16 protein-coding genes are annotated in these 17,717 nt (G+C 62.2%); 5 read left to right on the top strand and 11 right to left on the bottom strand.

Features of this window, described 5'->3' with window-relative positions:
- Positions 1 to 35: 35 nt before the first annotated feature.
- The 3 genes from rpsF to TX72_RS12655 form a co-directional block, all read right to left on the bottom strand.
- On the bottom strand, positions 36 to 419 hold the full coding sequence (rpsF, locus tag TX72_RS12665; RefSeq protein ID WP_011129364.1) for a 30S ribosomal protein S6: 384 nt from the start codon (positions 417 to 419) through the stop codon (positions 36 to 38).
- 76 nt (positions 420 to 495) lie between these two features.
- Positions 496 to 978 carry a Tic20 family protein gene (locus TX72_RS12660; RefSeq protein WP_011129363.1) on the bottom strand — a complete coding sequence of 161 codons (483 nt, stop codon included), beginning with the start codon at positions 976 to 978 and terminating at the stop codon, positions 496 to 498.
- Positions 979 to 1,004: 26 nt separating this feature from the next.
- The gene (locus TX72_RS12655) at positions 1,005 to 1,874 is read right to left on the bottom strand and encodes a shikimate dehydrogenase (RefSeq protein WP_011129362.1); all 870 of its coding nucleotides are present in this window, start codon (positions 1,872 to 1,874) and stop codon (positions 1,005 to 1,007) included.
- A 115-nt stretch (positions 1,875 to 1,989) separates the two neighbouring features.
- Between TX72_RS12655 and dnaK the strand changes: the two genes are divergently transcribed.
- Positions 1,990 to 3,903 carry a molecular chaperone DnaK gene (dnaK, locus tag TX72_RS12650; protein WP_011129361.1) on the top strand — a complete coding sequence of 638 codons (1,914 nt, stop codon included), beginning with the start codon at positions 1,990 to 1,992 and terminating at the stop codon, positions 3,901 to 3,903.
- A 77-nt stretch (positions 3,904 to 3,980) separates the two neighbouring features.
- Here the strand turns inward: dnaK and pstS are convergent, their stop codons facing one another.
- From pstS to psbQ, 3 genes are read right to left on the bottom strand one after another with little or no spacing between them, the layout of a single operon-like run.
- Positions 3,981 to 4,991 (bottom strand): phosphate ABC transporter substrate-binding protein PstS, encoded by a 1,011-nt coding sequence (pstS, locus tag TX72_RS12645; RefSeq protein ID WP_011129360.1) that lies wholly within the window; start codon positions 4,989 to 4,991, stop codon positions 3,981 to 3,983.
- 60 nt (positions 4,992 to 5,051) lie between these two features.
- Positions 5,052 to 6,080, bottom strand: a complete 1,029-nt coding sequence (locus TX72_RS12640; protein WP_225867768.1) for an NAD(P)/FAD-dependent oxidoreductase — start codon at positions 6,078 to 6,080, stop codon at positions 5,052 to 5,054.
- Positions 6,081 to 6,136: 56 nt separating this feature from the next.
- Positions 6,137 to 6,586 carry a photosystem II protein PsbQ gene (psbQ, locus tag TX72_RS12635; protein ID WP_011129358.1) on the bottom strand — a complete coding sequence of 150 codons (450 nt, stop codon included), beginning with the start codon at positions 6,584 to 6,586 and terminating at the stop codon, positions 6,137 to 6,139.
- Positions 6,587 to 6,658: 72 nt separating this feature from the next.
- On the opposite strand from psbQ, the gene purU reads away from it, so the two are divergent.
- Positions 6,659 to 7,513 (top strand): formyltetrahydrofolate deformylase, encoded by an 855-nt coding sequence (purU, locus tag TX72_RS12630; RefSeq protein WP_042504031.1) that lies wholly within the window; start codon positions 6,659 to 6,661, stop codon positions 7,511 to 7,513.
- Positions 7,510 to 8,784 (top strand): O-antigen ligase family protein, encoded by a 1,275-nt coding sequence (locus TX72_RS12625; RefSeq protein ID WP_011129356.1) that lies wholly within the window; start codon positions 7,510 to 7,512, stop codon positions 8,782 to 8,784. Before purU ends, TX72_RS12625 begins: the two co-directional genes overlap by 4 nt.
- Here the strand turns inward: TX72_RS12625 and TX72_RS12620 are convergent.
- The 3 genes from TX72_RS12620 to acnB are packed head-to-tail and all read right to left on the bottom strand — an operon-like array spanning position 8,711 to position 14,387.
- On the bottom strand, positions 8,711 to 10,288 hold the full coding sequence (locus TX72_RS12620; RefSeq protein ID WP_011129355.1) for a B12-binding domain-containing radical SAM protein: 1,578 nt from the start codon (positions 10,286 to 10,288) through the stop codon (positions 8,711 to 8,713). The genes TX72_RS12625 and TX72_RS12620 overlap by 74 nt on opposite strands.
- Positions 10,289 to 10,344: 56 nt before the next feature.
- Entirely contained in the window at positions 10,345 to 11,790 is a 1,446-nt protein-coding gene (locus TX72_RS12615) for a H(+)/Cl(-) exchange transporter ClcA (RefSeq protein WP_011129354.1), read from the bottom strand.
- Between the two features lie 14 nt (positions 11,791 to 11,804).
- Entirely contained in the window at positions 11,805 to 14,387 is a 2,583-nt protein-coding gene (gene acnB / locus TX72_RS12610; protein ID WP_011129353.1) for a bifunctional aconitate hydratase 2/2-methylisocitrate dehydratase, read from the bottom strand.
- Between the two features lie 96 nt (positions 14,388 to 14,483).
- Here acnB and TX72_RS12605 point away from each other — a divergent pair, with 96 nt between their 5' ends.
- On the top strand, positions 14,484 to 15,551 hold the full coding sequence (locus TX72_RS12605) for a 3-deoxy-7-phosphoheptulonate synthase (protein WP_011129352.1): 1,068 nt from the start codon (positions 14,484 to 14,486) through the stop codon (positions 15,549 to 15,551).
- 132 nt (positions 15,552 to 15,683) lie between these two features.
- A complete protein-coding gene (locus TX72_RS12600; protein WP_011129351.1) occupies positions 15,684 to 16,019 on the top strand; it encodes a hypothetical protein in 336 nt (111 codons plus the stop codon).
- Here TX72_RS12600 and TX72_RS12595 read toward each other — a convergent pair.
- The gene (locus tag TX72_RS12595; RefSeq protein WP_011129350.1) at positions 16,012 to 16,662 is read right to left on the bottom strand and encodes a diacylglycerol/polyprenol kinase family protein; all 651 of its coding nucleotides are present in this window, start codon (positions 16,660 to 16,662) and stop codon (positions 16,012 to 16,014) included. The genes TX72_RS12600 and TX72_RS12595 overlap by 8 nt on opposite strands.
- A gap of 17 nt (positions 16,663 to 16,679) precedes the next feature.
- Positions 16,680 to 17,666 (bottom strand): RpoD/SigA family RNA polymerase sigma factor, encoded by a 987-nt coding sequence (locus tag TX72_RS12590; RefSeq protein WP_011129349.1) that lies wholly within the window; start codon positions 17,664 to 17,666, stop codon positions 16,680 to 16,682.
- Positions 17,667 to 17,717 lie beyond the last annotated feature (51 nt).

Here is a 17,717-nt window from a genome sequence, read left to right as displayed (position 1 = left end):
GACGCTATCGCCGGTCCATGACCCGCACAACCGTGTCAGGACGCGGCTTCTGAGTTGGCAGCGGGCTGCTCCTGAGGAGCAGCAGCGGGCTCACTGCCCGGTACGACGCGTGGGGCGGGAAGTGGGCCTTCCTGCTTCACGGTGAGGTAACGGATCACGTCTTCACTGAGGCGCATCGCTTTCTCCAGCACGGCCACCTGCTGGCCATCGCCGTTATGGCTCAGTTGCACGTAGATGCCTTCCTTGTGCTTGTCGATCGGATAGGCCAGGCGGCGCTTCCCGCGCATCTGATTATCCAGAACATCCGCGCCAGCTTCGACCAGCATGTCGCGGTATTTGGTGAGATGGCTCTCAACCTCCTCCTCCGGAATATCCGGACGAAGGATGTACATGGTTTCGTAGTACGGATCGAGCGTCATGGGCTGTGCCGACGGGGACTTCAGGCTCACCGTGGTGAGCGACGGATCCAACACCTTATCCCCCGGACCTCCTGGATCAATAGAGCTGCATGCGAACAGCCTGGCTGATGCCGGGCAGATCAGGTTCGCGGCCGCGCAGGCATTCCACGAGCGAGAAGAGCAGGATGGCCAGAACGGCAACGACCACGGCGCTGGACAGGGTGCCCAGCAGCAGGCTGCCTGCTGCGATGGGTTGCAGCAACAGGCGGAAGCCGATGCTCAACACGATCAGCGCGATGTCGGTGAGCAGTGCCTGCAGGGCGTTGAATCGCAGGAAATAAGGGACGTTTGGATTCCGCACCACGGCGAGGAACAGCACGAAGAACAGCAAAAGGCCCCCGAGACCGAAGGGAATGCTTCGCTCCAGCTGCATCAGCGGCAATGCAGGTAAAACCAACGGTCGCAGGACTGGATACTGAAGAAACAGTCCGTCGGGGCCGAATCCAAGCGGAATGGCATCACTCCAGGGCAGGAGATACATCAATGGCGCGACCAGTCGCTGCCAGAGGGGGGGTTCCATCGTCGGCCCTGATGAATTCGCTGACGCTAATGGCTTAAAGCGGTTTCAGCCGCGTGGCGCATGGTGTCCACGGGAACGTCATTGAAGCCGCTCCAAAGTCTCAGAGATGCGGCGCCCTGCTGGACCAGCATTTCCAGCCCATCGATGCAACGGTGCCCCCGCCCCTGACCCCAACGCAGCCAGGCGGTGGGACGTGGGGTGTAAATCAGGTCATAAAGGGTGGCCTGCTTCGCAAGCCTGTCCCAGAGATCAGAGCCCAGGGGCATGGCGGAGGCGTCGCCGTGCAGGGCCATGCCCACCGGCGTTGTGTTCACCACCAGATCAGCTGTGGCCAGAAGATCAGCCGCGGCGGGATCTGTTTCGAGGCAGCTGCTCAGAGGGGCGTCCTCCAGCTGCAGGTCAGCAATGAAGTTCAACAGCGCCTTCGGACGTCGTCCGATCACCTGAATCGATGCCAAGCCAAGGGTCTGTAAACCAGCCACCACAGCTCGGGCGGAACCGCCGCAGCCGAGCACCACGGCCCGTTGATCTCTCCAGCGTTCGCTGCCGCCGAGGGGTGCCAAAAACCCCTCCACATCTGTGTTGGTGCCGCACCAGCCATTCTCACCATCGGGGATCAGCGTGTTGACCGCCTGAAGCCGACGGGCAGCTGTGCTGAGTTGGCTGCAGAGGCTGGTCACCGCCTGTTTGTGGGGGATGGTCACATTCAGGCCATGGCAGCCCACCGCCCTGAGCCCCTCCATCACTTGAGGGAGAGCGTTCTCCTCACAGGGCAGTGCCAGGTAACGCCAGTTCAGTCCCAGCGCCTGCAGTGCCGCGTTCTGCATCGCAGGAGAGAGCGAGTGCTGCACCGGGTTGCCGAGCAGCCCCACCAAACCAGTGCTGCCGTTGATCATGGCCTCGTCGGAATGCCCGCCCAGCCTGCCTGTTCGGGAACCACACCTCGCCTGGGGCAGGGTCCCCTGATGAAGATGACGAGGTTTCGTTCATCCCTTCAGGAGGTGGCCACCGATGGGCAAGGTTGTCGGCATTGACCTTGGCACCACGAACAGTTGCGTGTCCGTGATGGAAGGTGGCAAACCCACCGTCATCGCGAACGCCGAGGGTTTCCGGACCACGCCCTCCGTCGTGGCTTACACCAAGAACCAGGACCAGTTGGTCGGTCAGATCGCCAAGCGTCAGGCGGTGATGAATCCGGACAACACCTTTTATTCCGTCAAGCGCTTCATCGGCCGTCGTGTTGATGAGGTGAACGAGGAATCCAAGGAAGTGAGCTACGGCGTCGAGAAGGCCGGCTCCAACGTGAAGGTGAAGTGCCCGGTTCTCGACAAGCAATTCGCTCCTGAGGAAGTTTCCGCCCAGGTGCTACGCAAGCTGGCCGAGGACGCCGGTAAATATCTCGGTGAGACCGTCACCCAGGCGGTGATCACTGTTCCCGCCTACTTCAACGATTCCCAGCGTCAGGCCACCAAGGACGCCGGCAAGATCGCCGGCCTCGAGGTGCTGCGGATCATCAACGAGCCCACCGCGGCGGCTCTGGCCTATGGCCTCGACAAGAAGAGCAACGAGCGCATCCTTGTTTTCGATCTGGGCGGCGGCACCTTCGACGTGTCTGTGCTCGAGGTGGGTGACGGAGTATTTGAGGTGCTCTCCACCTCCGGTGATACGCACCTGGGTGGCGATGACTTCGACAAAGTGATCGTCGATCACTTGGCTGAGACCTTCAAGTCGAACGAAGGCATTGACCTGCGTCAGGACAAGCAGGCTCTGCAGCGTCTGACTGAGGCGGCCGAAAAGGCCAAGATCGAGCTGTCCAGCGCCACGCAGAGTGAGATCAACCTGCCGTTCATCACGGCAACGCCCGAGGGTCCCAAGCATCTGGACCTCACCCTCACCCGCGCCAAGTTCGAGGAGTTGGCCGCCAACCTGATCGACCGCTGCCGCATCCCTGTGGAGCAGGCGCTCAAGGACGCCAAGCTCTCCTCCAGTGAGCTGGACGAGATCGTGATGGTGGGTGGTTCCACCCGTATCCCGGCCGTGCTGGAGCTGGTGAAGCGCACCACCAGCAAGGACCCCAACCAGACCGTCAACCCCGACGAGGTGGTGGCCGTCGGCGCCGCCATTCAGGGCGGTGTGCTGGCCGGTGAGGTCAAAGACATCCTGCTGCTCGACGTCACACCGCTGTCCCTGGGTGTCGAGACCCTCGGTGGTGTGATGACCAAGATGATCACCCGCAACACCACGGTTCCCACCAAGAAAACCGAGACCTACTCCACGGCGGTGGATGGTCAGACGAACGTGGAGATTCACGTGCTCCAGGGTGAGCGCGAGATGGCCTCCGACAACAAGTCCCTGGGAACCTTCCGTCTCGATGGCATTCCTCCGGCTCCCCGGGGTGTGCCTCAGATCGAGGTGACCTTCGACATCGACGCCAACGGCATCCTGAGCGTCACCGCCAAGGACAAGGGCAGCGGCAAGGAGCAGTCGATCTCGATCACCGGTGCGTCGACCCTCTCGGATTCCGAGGTGGACAAGATGGTGAAGGACGCTGAGGCCAACGCCAGCGCCGACAAGGAGAAGCGCGAAAAGATCGACCTGAAGAACCAGGCCGAAACCCTTGTTTATCAGGCTGAAAAGCAGATGGGCGAACTCGGCGACAAGGTCGAGGCTGATGCCAAGGCCAAGGTCGACGAGAAGCGCACGAAGCTTCAGGAGGCCATCAACGCTGAGGACTACGACGCGATGAAGACCCTGCTGGAGGAATTGCAGCAGGAGCTCTACACCGTGGGTGCCTCCGTTTATCAGCAGGAGGGTGCTGCTGCTGGTGGTGCAGCTCCCGGTGGCGACGCTGGAGCAAGCGCGGCCTCCGGCGGTGGTGACGCCAGCGATGACGTCATCGACGCGGAGTTCACGGAAACCAAGTGATCGCTTGATCCGATAGCCATCAAAAAAGGGGCCCATACGGGCCCCTTTTTTGTGTTGTGGAAAGGATCAGATCACGATCATTCGCTGATCTTTTCGACCGCAGCCAGGGACTTCTCCACCACACCCGTCGGCAGGCTGACGTAGCCCAGCTCGGGAGCCTGGGATTGGGCTTTTTCGGAGAGCATGAACTCGAGGGTCTTCTTCAGAGCAGCGGTCTTGTCGCCATTGCCCGTTTCGTAGGCCAGCACCCAGGTGAAGGTCACGATCGGGTAGCCCGCAGGGGGGTTGGGGTTGCCACCGATGAGGTCGGGGCCGATGTCGATGGAGTCGAGGGCAGTGCTCTCGGTTTCGTTGGTGGGCTTCACCTGTTCGCCTGAGGCGTTGGTAACGGCTGCAGCCTGGAGCTTGCCTTTTACGTAGGCGGCTTCCACATAGCCCACACCACCTGGGATCTGATTCAGCTGGGCCGCCACACCCTCATTGCCTTTCGAGCCAACACCGGTGGGCCACTTGATGGATTTAGCGGCGCCGGGGCCGTTCTTCCACTCTTCGCTGATGGCGGACAGGTGCTTGGTGAAGTTGTAGGTGGTGCCGGAACCATCGGAGCGACGGACCACGGTGAGTTTCTGGTCTGCGCAGCCCAGTTCACTGAAGTTTTTGATCTTGCCGAGGAAGATTCCTGCCAGTTGCTCGGTGGTGAGCTTGAGGTCACACCCTTCGAGGTTGTAGGCCACAGCGATCGCTCCAGCCGTCATCGGAATCTGCAGCACACCTCGCTCCACCTTGGCGATTTCGGCTTCCTTCATCGGTTTGTCCGATGCACCGAAATCAACGGTGTTGGCCATGAACTGACGCACGCCAGCGCCGGATCCCACGGATTGGTAGTTCACCGTGACGCCCTCCGGCTGGAGTTCCTGGAACCAGCGCTGGTAGATGGCTGCCGGGAAGGAGGCGCCAGCGCCGTTGAGCTTTCCGGTGACCTTGTCATCGCCGCCGCCGCTGCCACCACTGGAGCAGGAGGTGAGAGCCATGGAGGCGCTCAGGCCGGCGATGGCCGCCAGGGCACGAAAGCTGTTGGAACGACGCATGGGTTTGGATGCACGTGGATGTGACCATCGGGACCGTATGCAGTGCAGGGGAAGACAGCGCTAAGCGCCGGTAATCAGAAGGTTGTGGTTCAGTTCAGCTGCGATCCATTCCGCACTGGCCGGCATCAGCAGCACGCCGTTGCGGTAGTGACCACTCGCCAGCAGCAGACCAGGTTCAAGGTGTTCAAGGAGTGGAGCCGGCCGCTCCACTGGTCTGGCCCGCAGGCCACTCCAGTGCTCAACGACCGTGGCGGACCTCAGCCAGTCAGGAGCCTGGTCATGCAGGGATCGCATCAGAGCTAGGGGGTCTTCTGCAGCTTCTGTGCCCGGTTCAACGGTGGCCCCCAGCAGCAATCGACCCGGTCCATCGGGAATCAGGTTGAAGCCCTGATCCACCAGGACGGCGGGCCAGTGGTGCCAGTCGATGGCTGCGTTGTTCAACTCCAACCGCAGGGCCTGTCCCAGCACCGGTGCCATAGGACGGTCGTGACCCAGGGGGGCCAGCAGCGTTGAGCTGGCCATGGCTGCGCAGATCACCACAGCAAAGAAATCGTCGTGCTGGCCTCCTGCCCTCCACACACGCCAGCCGGCGTTATGACGCTCCACGGCCTCCACAGGTTCGGCCACCAGGCCCACCTGAAGCTCCCCAACGGCCAGTCGCAGGGATTGCTGCAGCTTCAGGGGATCCACGCGACCGTCCTGCTCAGATCGCAATCCACCGTGTTCTGCCCCGGGCCAGATCCCGTTCAGCTCCGCTGCAGACAAGGTGGTCAGACCAAGCTGTTGGCGTTGTCCGGCCAGATCGTGGAACCGAACTCTGGTGGCTTCATCACCAGCAACTTGCAGCAGCGGGGTTTGTAGAGCCAGGTCCGGGACGAAGCGCCGCAGCTTGGTGATCCAGTGGGGCCAGAGTTCCATGCTGCGTCTGCGCAGCCGCCAACCTCGGCCACTGGAGCGGCGGAACACATGTCCCATCAACACACCTAGCGAGGCTGTGGTGCCGTTGAGATCGGTTGAAGAATTTGTCCTGCTGACGGGCTGGGTCAGGCCAGGGTCAAAGATCGTCACCGGATGGCCAAGGCCGTTCAGGTGCCAGGCGGTGCCAAGGCCAAGGGCCCCGGCACCGACAACGGCAATCGGATGGTTCAGCTGAAGGCCTCAGCCGGGATCACTTCGGAGTAAGCGTCGAAGCTGGCCGCCAGGTTGCTGTAGGACCGTTGCAGACGGGAGCCGTCTTGCAGGCGGGCCGCCTCATCCAGGTCTGCAAGGGCTTCTTTCAATTTGCGGGCGATCTTGTCGGCATCTTTGCGCTCAGAGCGATCCAGGCGCTGGTTGATGTACGACATTTCACGACCCACTTCCTGCATCGGACCATGCAGCAGGTTGCGGGTGAACACCCAGTCCTCAGCGCTCACCAACCGGGCCAGGTCAGGCAGACGGGACTTGGTGGCTTCAAAGGCGGCGGCCTGGCGGCGGATCACCGCCAGGTCATCTGGGTTGATGCCAGCAGCATTAACAGCAGCCGGGGCCATCAGACCCAGGCTCAACGCGACGCAGAGGCAGATCGCGGCCAGGCGGCGCAGGGCCTTCAGCATGGTCAGGAAAAAATCTCAAGGACTTTAACCAGCCAGTTCTGCGCGGGAGAATTTGTTTTTCAAACCTTCGTCGTGCGTGACGTCACGGTGATCCTGCAAATGATCTGCCCGGATCGTCCGGGGTTGGTCAGTGAGTTGGCAGGTTGGGTGGCCGCCAACGGCGGCAACATCCGCCACGCCGACCACCACACGGATGCGGGGGCAGGGTTGTTTCTCAGTCGGATCGAGTGGGATCTCGATGGCTTCGGTCTGTCGCGGGCTGCCTTGCCCGAGGCAGCTGCAGCATTGGAGCAGCGTCTGAACGGTCAGGCTCAGCTGCACTTTTCCGATGCAATGCCTCGGGTGGCGATCTTCGCCAGCAAGCAGGCCCACTGCCTTCAGGATCTGCTGTGGCGGGTGCAGAGCGGTGAATTGCCGATGCAGGTGCCGCTGGTCATCGCCAACCACCCGGATCTCGAGCCCCTTTGTGCCGGGTTCGGGGTTTGTTTTGTCTGTGTTCCAGTCGCCAAGGCGACCAAACCGGAGGCTGAGCAGAGGATGCTGGAGCTGTTGGCAGAGAACCGGATCGAACTCGCGGTGCTCGCCAAGTACATGCAGGTGCTCAGTGGTGATTTTCTGCAGCGTTTCCCGGATGTGATCAACATCCACCACTCCTTTTTGCCGGCCTTCAAGGGCGCGCAGCCCTATCACCGAGCCTGGGAGCGGGGGGTCAAGTTGATTGGTGCCACCGCTCACTATGTGACCGAGGACCTCGACGACGGGCCGATCATCGAGCAGACCACCGTGCCCGTGAGTCACCGTGATGATGTCGATGACCTCATCCGCAAGGGACGCGACACCGAACGGCTGGCACTGGCGCGGGCTTTGCGGATGCATCTTCACCGTCAGGTAATGGTCTATCGGGGCCGTACGGCTGTGTTCGCGTGATCAGGGATCGGCGCATCGGGGGCCAGGCGTTTCGGCTTGGGTTGTTCTTTCTGCCCTCCAGCGCTCTGTTGGCGGGAATTGGCCTGTTGATCGCCTGCGTCAGCGGAAGTCGTGGTCGGGAGCAACCGCTGTGGCGGGATCGTTGGTGCCAGCCGCTGCTGCTGGCTGGGCTGTTGATGCTGATCGGGGCCTGTCTGGCCGAGAACGTTGGCCTGGCTTGGGCAGGTCTGGCCAACTGGTTACCTTTTGTCTGGGCGTTCTGGGCCTTTCAACCTCACCTCGCGAAGGCCAGCCAACGCCGCCAGGCGGTGTGGATGTTGCTGGCGGGCACGCTGCCTGTTCTGGTGACGGGATTCGGTCAGATGCTCCTGGGTTGGCAGGGCCCTTGGCAGGTGGGGGGCGGAGCGATCATCTGGTTTCTGCATCCCGATGGCCGCCCGATCGGTCGTCTGTCCGGTCTGTTCGATTACGCCAACATCACCGGCGCCTGGCTCGCAGTGGTCTGGCCGTTGATGCTGGCTGCCGTGTTTCGCCCCGATGGCTGGCGACGACGCGGAGGCGCTCTGTTGCTGTCCATGGCCACTGCGCTGGCAGTGCTGCTCACCCAGTCGCGCAATGCCATGGGTGGATTGGTGCTGGCGCTGCCGTTCGTGCTCGGGCCTTGGCAGTGGATGTGGTTGCTGCCGTTGCTGCTGCTCCTGGCCTCACCCCTGCTGCTGGCTGTTCTGCCGGGGGTTCCTGTCGGTCTGCAGCAGTGGGGAATGCGCTTGCTGCCGGACCAGGTGCTGGTGCGGGTGCTGGAAAGCCAGGGGGAAACCGCCTGGAAACACACCCGCTTGGGTCAGTGGCAGTACGCCCTGCAGTTGGTGTCGGCCCGCCCTTGGTTCGGCTGGGGTGCTGCTGCCTTCAGCGTTCTCTATCCCATCCATGCTGCAAAGCGCTGGCATGGCCATGTCCATAACCTGCCGCTGGAGCTGGCCGTCAGTCATGGAGTGCCGGCGATGCTGTTGATCGTCGGCACAGTGCTGTTCCTGCTGGTGCTGGCCGCCCAACGTGGAATGCTGCAAAAGGCTCCGCTGGAGCGGGCCTGGTGGGCTGCCACGTTGGTGTTGGTGGTAATGCACGCCACCGATCTGCCGCTGTTTGACAGCCGTCTCAACATCCTTGGCTGGACCCTGCTCGCCGGGCTCTGTGCTTTCAGCCGTCAGTGCCAGGAACCAGGGCCTGATCGTGATGCTCGAGCAGTTTCTCAGGAGCAAGCGGACCCCTGAGGTGGATCCAGGGCAGAACGCGGGTGGGTTCCCAGGTCCCATGAACCACCTCATCCCAGGGGGGAGGTTGAGGTAACGGGTCGCCAGGAATGGGATCCAACTCTCCGCTGAGGGCGGCTCGATAGGCCTTTTTCCATCCGCCGATGCTCTCGCGGGCGTCGCCGACGGCGGCGATCACTGGGGCCAGGCGTCGGTCGCTGCGGGACAGCAGGGCCTGGATCACGCTCCAGCCGTAGCTCTCCGGGCGGAACTCAATGCCCTTGGGTTTGACTTTCTTCGCCAGCCGTTTCAAGCGTTTGTCCGCTTCCGGCCGCACCCCTTGCCACTGGAAGGGGGTCTGGGCTTTGGGAACGAAGGTGCTGACGCCGAGGGTGAACCGCAGCCCAGGGGTGCCTTTTTTCAGGGTCAGCAGCAGATCGGCGGTGGCGTCAACATCGTCATCGCTCTCGGTCGGCAGCCCAACCATGCCGTAGAGCTTCAAGCCTGACAGGCCGCCTTGTTTGGCGTGCTGGGCGGCGGCATGGATCGCTTCGGTGGAGAGCTTTTTGTTGATCACCTCTCGCATGCGTTCGCTGCCGCTTTCGATGGCAATCGTGAGCGATCGACTGCCCCGTTTGGCCAGGATTCGTCCCAGGTCAGGAGTGACCGTGGCGGCTCGCACGGAACTCACGCTGATGCGCGTGCCGTCGAAGCGGTCCTGATCCAACCAATGCAGCAGATCGGAGAACTGGGGGTGCTGGGTCACCGAAGCACCCAGCAGTCCAAGCCGTTTAGTGGCGGTCAGACCCTTTTCCACCGCCGGGATCAGACCATCGTCCAGCGATGGTGTGCGGAAGGGGAGGGTGAGGTAGCTGGCCAGACAGAAGCGGCACAGCTCAGGACAACTCCGCACCACTTCCACCATGTGGATGTCCGGCCAGGCGGCCTCCGGTGTCACCACCGTGGAGTGGCTGAGGGTGTTGCCGCGCCAGGTCTGTTTTTCAATCGTTTGCGGCAGCCCAGGCTGAATCGGTTTCACCCCTTGCAACTGGCCGTCGCTGTCGTATTGCGGGGCGTAGAGCGCGGGTACATACACCCCTGGCACCTGAGCGAGGTGTCGCAGCCGTGTCTGACGGTCAGCCCCTCGGCATTGCTGGAGAGCATCAATGAAGGCGGGCAGCAGCAGCTCCCCATCCCCGAGCAGCACCACATCAAAGAAGGGAGCCAGTGGTTCAGGGTTGGCGGTCAGCACAGGACCGCCACCGAAGACGATCGGGTCTTGATCGCCACGCTCCACAGCCCAGATGGGAATGCGCTGGTTCTGCAGCAGCTCAGGCAACACTGGACCATCCAGCTCCCAGCTCAGGGACAGCCCGAACAGATCGCAGTGTCGCGGCAGGGGATCACCCTGATCGGTGAACAGCCGGCGCACGTCGACATCGCTGCGACGCGCCAAGGTCGCCCAGACGATCTGATATCCGAGGCTGGTGATCCCCACCGAATAGGTGCTGGGAAACGCCAGCACGGCCTTGAGGGCATCGGGTTCCGGTGTGGCCGGATCGAACAGCAGGGTTTCCTGATTCAGTTGATCCCTCCTGAGGGCCCGGAGGGTGGTGGTGGCGGTGTGAATGGACGGCGATGACGGTTAATCCGCTGCTGCATCCGCTCTTCGGACGCCAGTTCCATCCCCATCTGACGGTCGTAGATGGAGTTGGGGTTGAACAACCGGGCCACCAGGAAGCTCATCAGAGAAGCGACAAGGATCGGCTTGAGGATCAGCAGGTCCTTGGTGAGGGCAAAGGCCAGAAACATCGCCGAGATCGGCGTGTGGGAACACCCCGCCACGAAGGCTCCCATGCCCGCAAATACATAGGTGGTGGGGACGTGGCCTGTGAGGGCTTCCACCCCGATGCCACAGGCCAGGCCGATGGCACCGCCCAGGGTCAGCATCGGCATGAACAACCCCCCGGGGGCCCCTGAGCCGGCGGCCAGTCCGGTGCTGAAGAACAGCACCACGAAGCTGGCGAGGGCGAGGCCGACGTCCGCTTTTCCCGCGGCAATCAGGTGCTTTAACTCCGATGGGTTGTGAAAGGTGTCGGGCAGGGCGGCATAGACGCAGCCGAGCACCAGCCCGCTGAGGGTCATGCGCAGGATCAATCGGTCTCCGAACCAGCGGTTCCCCTGGCGCTGCATGGCCAGCACATAGCGGGTGTACAGCTCTGCCAGCACCCCGATGACGGCTCCCAACGCAATCAGATACAGCAGATCGATGGGCAGGAATTTCACCAGCGGTGTGTAGGCGCGCTCCAGTTGGAAGCCACTGCTGCCGCTGAGGCCGGACGATCCAGGGTTGAGGCCGAGAAAACCCAGCACGTCCGCCCAGGTGTCTGCGGAGAAGGTGGTGATCAGCACCAGCAACAGCACCACGGGTCTGGCCGAGTGCAGCAGCTCCTCGATCGCGTAGATGAAACCTCCGATCGGTGCACTGAACACGGCGGCGATACCAGCGCCACCCCCGGCGGCAACGATCATGCGGCGAAAGGCCGCGGGTGCCTTCAGCCAGCGGGACATCTGCCAGGCCACGGACCCACCCATCTGAACGGCGGGGCCTTCGGGGCCGAGGGGAAAGCCACTGCCGATGGCGATGATTCCGGCGACGAGCTTCACCAGTCCCACCTGTAGCCCCATGGGAACGGCCCTGTGGCGCAGAAATCCCATGATTTGGGTGATGCCGGCGCCACCGGCAGCGGGCGCCAGATTGCTGATCAGCCAGCCGGACAGCAAACCGCCGAATCCCCCCAGAGCTGGCAGCACCACCCAGGCGGGAAAGTCATTGAGCAACTCCAGGCGCCAATCCTTGAGCAGGTTGATGCCGCCGGTGAACAGCAGGCCAGTGATGGCAGCACCGAGGCCTGTGAGCGCCAGCGCCAGAACCACCACCAGCCAGCGGCGTTCGAGCAACCCCCGGATGCTGCGGCTGGACCCCAGCAGGTGGCGTCGTCGTTTCGGTTCGCTCAGGGTGGGCACGGGGTGATGGGGGATCAGGCTTCAGCCAGCACAGCCGCCTCTTCATCCGCACTCATCACCCGGCCTTGATCTTCGAAACCGCTGATCTGATCGAAATTCAGGTAGCGGTAAAGCTCATCCGAGAGCGGATCAATTTTTTCAGCGGCGATTGAGTGGTACTCATCGGGGGTGGGAATGCGACCCAGCAGGGCGCAGACCGCTGCCAGCTCGGCACTGCCCAGATAAACCTGGGCGCCTTTGCCCAGACGGTTGTTGAAGTTCCGGGTGCTGGTGGAGAACACCGTGGTGTTGTCCTCCACCCGGGCCTGGTTGCCCATGCAGAGCGAACAACCCGGCATCTCCATCCGCGAACCGGCCGCTTCAAAGGTGGCGTAGTAGCCCTCGGCCTTCAGGGTCTCTTCGTCCATGCGTGTTGGCGGGCAGACCCAGAGGCGGGCTTTGTTGCTGCCCGAGCCCTCCAGCACCTTGGCCGCGGCGCGGTAGTGGCCGATGTTGGTCATGCAGGAGCCGATGAACACCTCCTGAACGGGATCGCCGGCGACCTCGCTGAGCAGTTTCACGTTGTCGGGATCGTTGGGACAGGCCAGCACCGGTTCAGTGAGCTCGTCGAGGTTGATCTCCAGGACTTCGGCATATTGAGCATCTGGATCAGCGCTCAGCAGCTGCGGATTGGCCAGCCAGGCCTCCATGGCCTTGATCCGACGAGCCAGGGTTTTGGCATCGCTGTAGCCCCTGGCAATCATGTTTTTCAGCAGGGCCACATTGCTGCGCAGGTATTCGCTCACGGTTGCTTCCGAGAGCTTGATCGTGCAGCCGGCGCAGGAGCGTTCGGCGGTGGCATCGGTGAGTTCAAAGGCTTGCTCCAGCTTGAGATCCGGCAGACCTTCGATCTCCATGATCCGGCCGTTGAAGACGTTCTTCTTGTTGGCCTTCTCCACTGTGAGAAGACCCTTCTGAATGGCCACCCATGGAATGGCGTTCACCACATCCCGCAGCGTCACACCCGGCTGCAGTGAACCGCTGAAGCGCACCAGCACTGACTCGGGCATGTCCAGGGGCATCGCACCGATGGCAGCAGCGAAGGCCACCAGGCCGGAACCAGCAGGGAAGGAAATGCCGAGGGGGAAGCGGGTGTGGCTGTCCCCACCCGTGCCCACGCTGTCGGGCAGGAGCATGCGGTTCAGCCAGCTGTGGATGATCCCGTCGCCTGGGCGAAGGGCAACACCGCCGCGCTGGGCAAAGAAGTCCGGCAGATCCTTCTGGGTGTGCAGATCCACTGGTTTGGGGTAAGCCGCGGTGTGGCAGAAGCTCTGCATCACCAGGTCGGAGGAGAAGCCGAGACAGGCCAGCTCCTTCATCTCATCACGGGTCATCGGTCCGGTGGTGTCCTGGGAGCCGACGGTGGTCATCATTGGCTCGCAGCTGGTGCCGGGGCGAACGCCCGGCAGGCCGCAGGCTTTACCCACCATTTTCTGGGCCAGGGTGAAGCCCTTGCCGGTGTCCGCTGGTGCCGAGGGTCGGATGAAGGCGTCGGAAGGGGCGAGACCCAGCTGCGCTCGGACCTTGTCCGTGAGGGCCCGGCCGATCATCAAGGGAATGCGGCCGCCGGCCCGCACCTCATCGCTGATGGTGCTGGGCTTGAGTTCGAACCGGCTCACCACCTCGCCATCGCGTTCGATCGTGCCGGCATGGGGGCGGATGGTGATCACATCACCGGTGTTCAGCACGGTGACATCGCATTCGATCGGCAGAGCGCCGGAGTCTTCGGCGGTGTTGAAAAAGATCGGTGCGATCTTGCCGCCGAGAATCACGCCGCCGCCGCGTTTGTTGGGGACGTGGGGAATGTCGTCGCCGGTGTGCCAGAGCACGGAGTTGATCGCACTTTTCCTGGAGCTGCCGGTCCCTACCACGTCGCCCACGTAGGCCACGGGATGACCCTTTTGTTTGAGGGTTGCGATCGTTTTCAGACCCTCGGGATCCCGGGTCTCGAGCATCGCCAGGGCATGCAGGGGAATGTCCGGTCGGGTGGTGGCGTGGGTGGCGGGTGAGAGGTCGTCGGTGTTGGTTTCCCCTTCCACCTTGAACACGGTCACCGTGATCGTTTCGGCCAGGGGCTCACGACGGGTGAACCATTCGGCCGCCGCCCAGCTGTCCACCACCTGCTTGGCGAAGCGATTGCTCGCCGCCAGCTCCATCACGTCATTGAAGGCGTCGTAGACCAGCAGGGTGCGGCTGAGGCCTTCAGCCGCGCAGCTGGCCAGCTTCTCGTCGCTGTGCTGAAGCAGCTCAATCAGAGCTGCAACGTTGTAACCACCCACCATGGTTCCGAGTAGGCGAGTGGCCTCCAGGGGTGACACCAGGGGGCTTGTTGCTTGCCCTTGGGCGACGGCGCTGAGCCAGGTGGCTTTCACATAAGCGGCTTCGTCAACGCCGGGTGGAATGCGCTCACTGAGGAGATGGAACAGGGCTTCGTCCTCCCCTGCGGGTGGCTGTTGCAGCAGTTCGGTCAGGGCCTGGGTCTGCTCAGCGGTCAGCGGCAGGGCCGGGATGCCTTGGGCTTCGCGGTCGGCGGCCAGCTCGCGATACGCGCTCAGCATGGTGAGGAATGTGCGGGGCAGAGCACCATTCTTCCGGACAGGGTCTGTTGCCAGTGAGCAGGATGCGTAGCCTTGGTCCGTTTCACGCGCGCGGTCATGGCCACCACCTCGGATTTGCATGTGGTGGAGACCCGTCCGCTGGTGGCTCCGGCTCTGCTGCACGGAGATCTGCCGATTGATGCCGCCGCCACGGAGACGGTCGCATCGGCCCGTCGTCGGATCCAGGCCATTTTGCGCGGCGATGATCAGCGTCAGCTGGTGGTGGTGGGCCCCTGCTCGGTCCACGATGTGAAGGCGGCGCGGGAGTACGCCGAACGGCTGGCCCCGATCCGGGAACGGCTGAAGGATCAGCTGGAGGTGGTGATGCGGGTTTATTTCGAAAAGCCGCGTACGACGGTTGGTTGGAAAGGCCTCATCAATGACCCCCACCTCGATGGCTCGTACGACATCAACACAGGCCTGAGGCGGGCTCGTGGCTTACTGCTGGACCTGTCCAGGGAGGGCATGCCGGCAGCGACGGAACTGCTGGATCCGGTGGTTCCCCAGTACATCGCTGATCTGATCAGCTGGACTGCGATCGGAGCCCGCACCACGGAAAGCCAGACCCATCGGGAGATGGCTTCAGGCTTGTCGATGCCGATCGGCTACAAGAACAGTACCGATGGCAGCGCCTGCATCGCCATCAATGCGATGCAGGCGGCATCGAAACCTCATCATTTTCTGGGAATCAACCACGACGGCCATGCCTCGATCGTGAGCACGACTGGCAACCCGGATGGTCATCTAGTGCTGCGTGGCGGTCATCAGGGCAGCAACTACCACCTGGAGGCCGTTCAGGCTGCTGCAGCGGAACTGAGCAAGGCGGGCCTGAAGGATCGTCTGATGGTGGACTGCAGCCATGCCAACTCGAACAAGGATTTCCGCCGCCAGGCCGATGTACTCGCCACGGTGGCTGATCAGTTGAAGGCTGGTTCCGGCCATGTGATGGGCGTGATGATCGAAAGTCATCTGGTGGAAGGCAATCAGAAACTGACCGCTGGTCTCTCCCAGCTCACCTATGGCCAGAGCATTACGGATGCCTGCATCAGCCTGGAGACCACGGATGCGCTGCTGTCCCAGCTGGCTGCAGCCGTGGCCGATCGCAGCAGCGCTTTGACGGCATAACGTTCATCATTGATTAGCACTCCGAGGGCTTGAGTGCTAATCAGGATTTCCTTTTGCGCTTGCTAACTGTTGAGCATCAACCGATCATGTTGAACAGTTTTTCCATCACTTCTCCGTAGATTGTTGATCACGATGGAGACGATGTTGATTCACCTTCATTTCTTCGGCTTCGGAGATCCGCTGTGTCGGTTTTCTCTGGAGCAACGCACGGGTCTTCATGTGGGAGGCTTTCGCCCCCTCCTGCTGGATGAACTCCTGTGTTGGTCCCAGCGGATTGCACGTTACCAGCACTGGGACATCGAGCCACTGCAGCAGATGGTGATCAACCGCTGGATGGAGCAGGAGGACCAGATCCGTGGATGGCAGAAGCAACTCACCCATCACCCTGTTGACGTTGAACTCGTCGCCGGGCTCGGAAGTCGTGGCGATTGGCAGGGTCACTGGAACGCCATGCTGCGGGTCAGCTGATCAGCAACACCCAGGTCAGGCCCACCAGCAGCGGCACGCTGAGGTTGTCCACCCCCGCCGGACTGACTTGTTCCAGGGCCGTGGCCATCGTACTAATGCCTAAGGCAACTCTCCAGCCGATGGCGTTGCCGCTGACCAGCATCAATCCGACCAACACCAGCGTTGACACCAGGGCCATGGTCAACGTGCCAGCGACGGATTTCGTCTGTCCCAGCACGGTCCACCGCGCTGAGTTCACCGATCGGCCGATGAGGCCTGCCAGTCCATCGCCGAGTGCCATCACAAGAACACCGGCGCAGACTGCATCGGCTCGGGCGGGCCAGCACAGAATCAGCAGCATGGTGATTGCCAGGCCGTAGGCAACAGTGCCGTAGCTGTTGCGATTGACATCCTCAACGGCCGGAACGATGCGCCATCGGTGGTTGATCGCCGTTGCCAGGGTCACCAACACGGCAAAGGGAACGGCGATCCAGGCCGGGATGGCGAAGAACCAGGCCAGAGGAACCACGGCTCCTGTGCCGATGTGGATGATTTTGCGAGACAACTCCTGCTGATCGGGCCAGCGCTGACGAGTCAGCACGGCGATCAGCACCACGATCCCGAGCCATAGAGAGATGGCGATGGGTCCGATCAGATGTACCACCGGACTGGAGGCTTGGATCAGGCGGCCTGCTGGTGATCGGTCATCAAGCGCAGCTTGAGGATGGCCTTGGCTTCCAGCTGACGAACCCGCTCGCGGGACACATTGATCTGACGCCCGATCTCCGCAAGGGTCAGCGGCTCTTCACCGCCAAGACCGAAGCGAAGACGCAGGATCTTCTGTTCCCGCTCATTGAGCTGGGACAGCCAACCACCAAGATGCTCCTTTTGGATGCTGCGGTCCATGCCTTCCATCGGCTCCTCACCGTTGGGGTCTGGAATCAGCTCACCGAGGGTGCTGCGGTCTTCCTCGCCGCGGGCATGGGCATCGAGCGATGCACAGGGAGCGCTCTGGGAGATCAGATCCTCCAGTTCGCGCGGCTCAATGCCCATGGCACTGGCCAGTTCCAGTCGATTTGGTTGACGTCCAAACCGATGCGACAATTCTCTCGAGATGCGCCGCATCTTGGAGAGCTTTTCGCTGATGTGAATCGGCAGCCGGATGGTGCGGGCGCTGTTGTCGATCGCGCGAGTCATCCCCTGGCGGATCCACCAGTAGGCGTAGGTGGAGAACTTGTATCCCATGGCCGGGTCGAACTTATCGACGGCCCGTTCGAGTCCGATCGCACCCTCCTGAACCAGATCCAGCAGTTCCAGTCCCTGGTTCTGGTACTTCTTGGCGACGCTGACCACAAGGCGGAGGTTGGCCGCCATCATCCGATCCCGGGCACGTTTGCCCATGCGGATTTTGTGACGATGACGGGAGGTGAGCTCCTCTTCAGGGAGTTCCTGAAGTTGCTTCATCTCTTGGACGTGGTGCGCCAGTTCAATCTCTTCAGCGGCTGTCAGCAGAGGAATGCGACCGATGCTGCTGAGATAAAAACCGATGGAATCGGTGGCCAGACGGCCGCCTTGACGCGTTGATGCCCGCCGTCCAGTGGATGGCAAGGCAGGTGACTTCCGGGAAGACTTTGCAGTCGATCCGGAAGAGTCCAGAGGGATCCCCATCACCCTGGTCTCCTGATGAATTTGTTGTGAATTTAGCACTCACCTTCAGAT

Origin of the sequence: Parasynechococcus marenigrum WH 8102 (assembly GCF_000195975.1) — a bacterium.
Taxonomy (GTDB): Bacteria; Cyanobacteriota; Cyanobacteriia; order PCC-6307; family Cyanobiaceae; genus Parasynechococcus; species Parasynechococcus marisnigri.
This window is presented reverse-complemented; position numbering and strand designations above follow the sequence as displayed.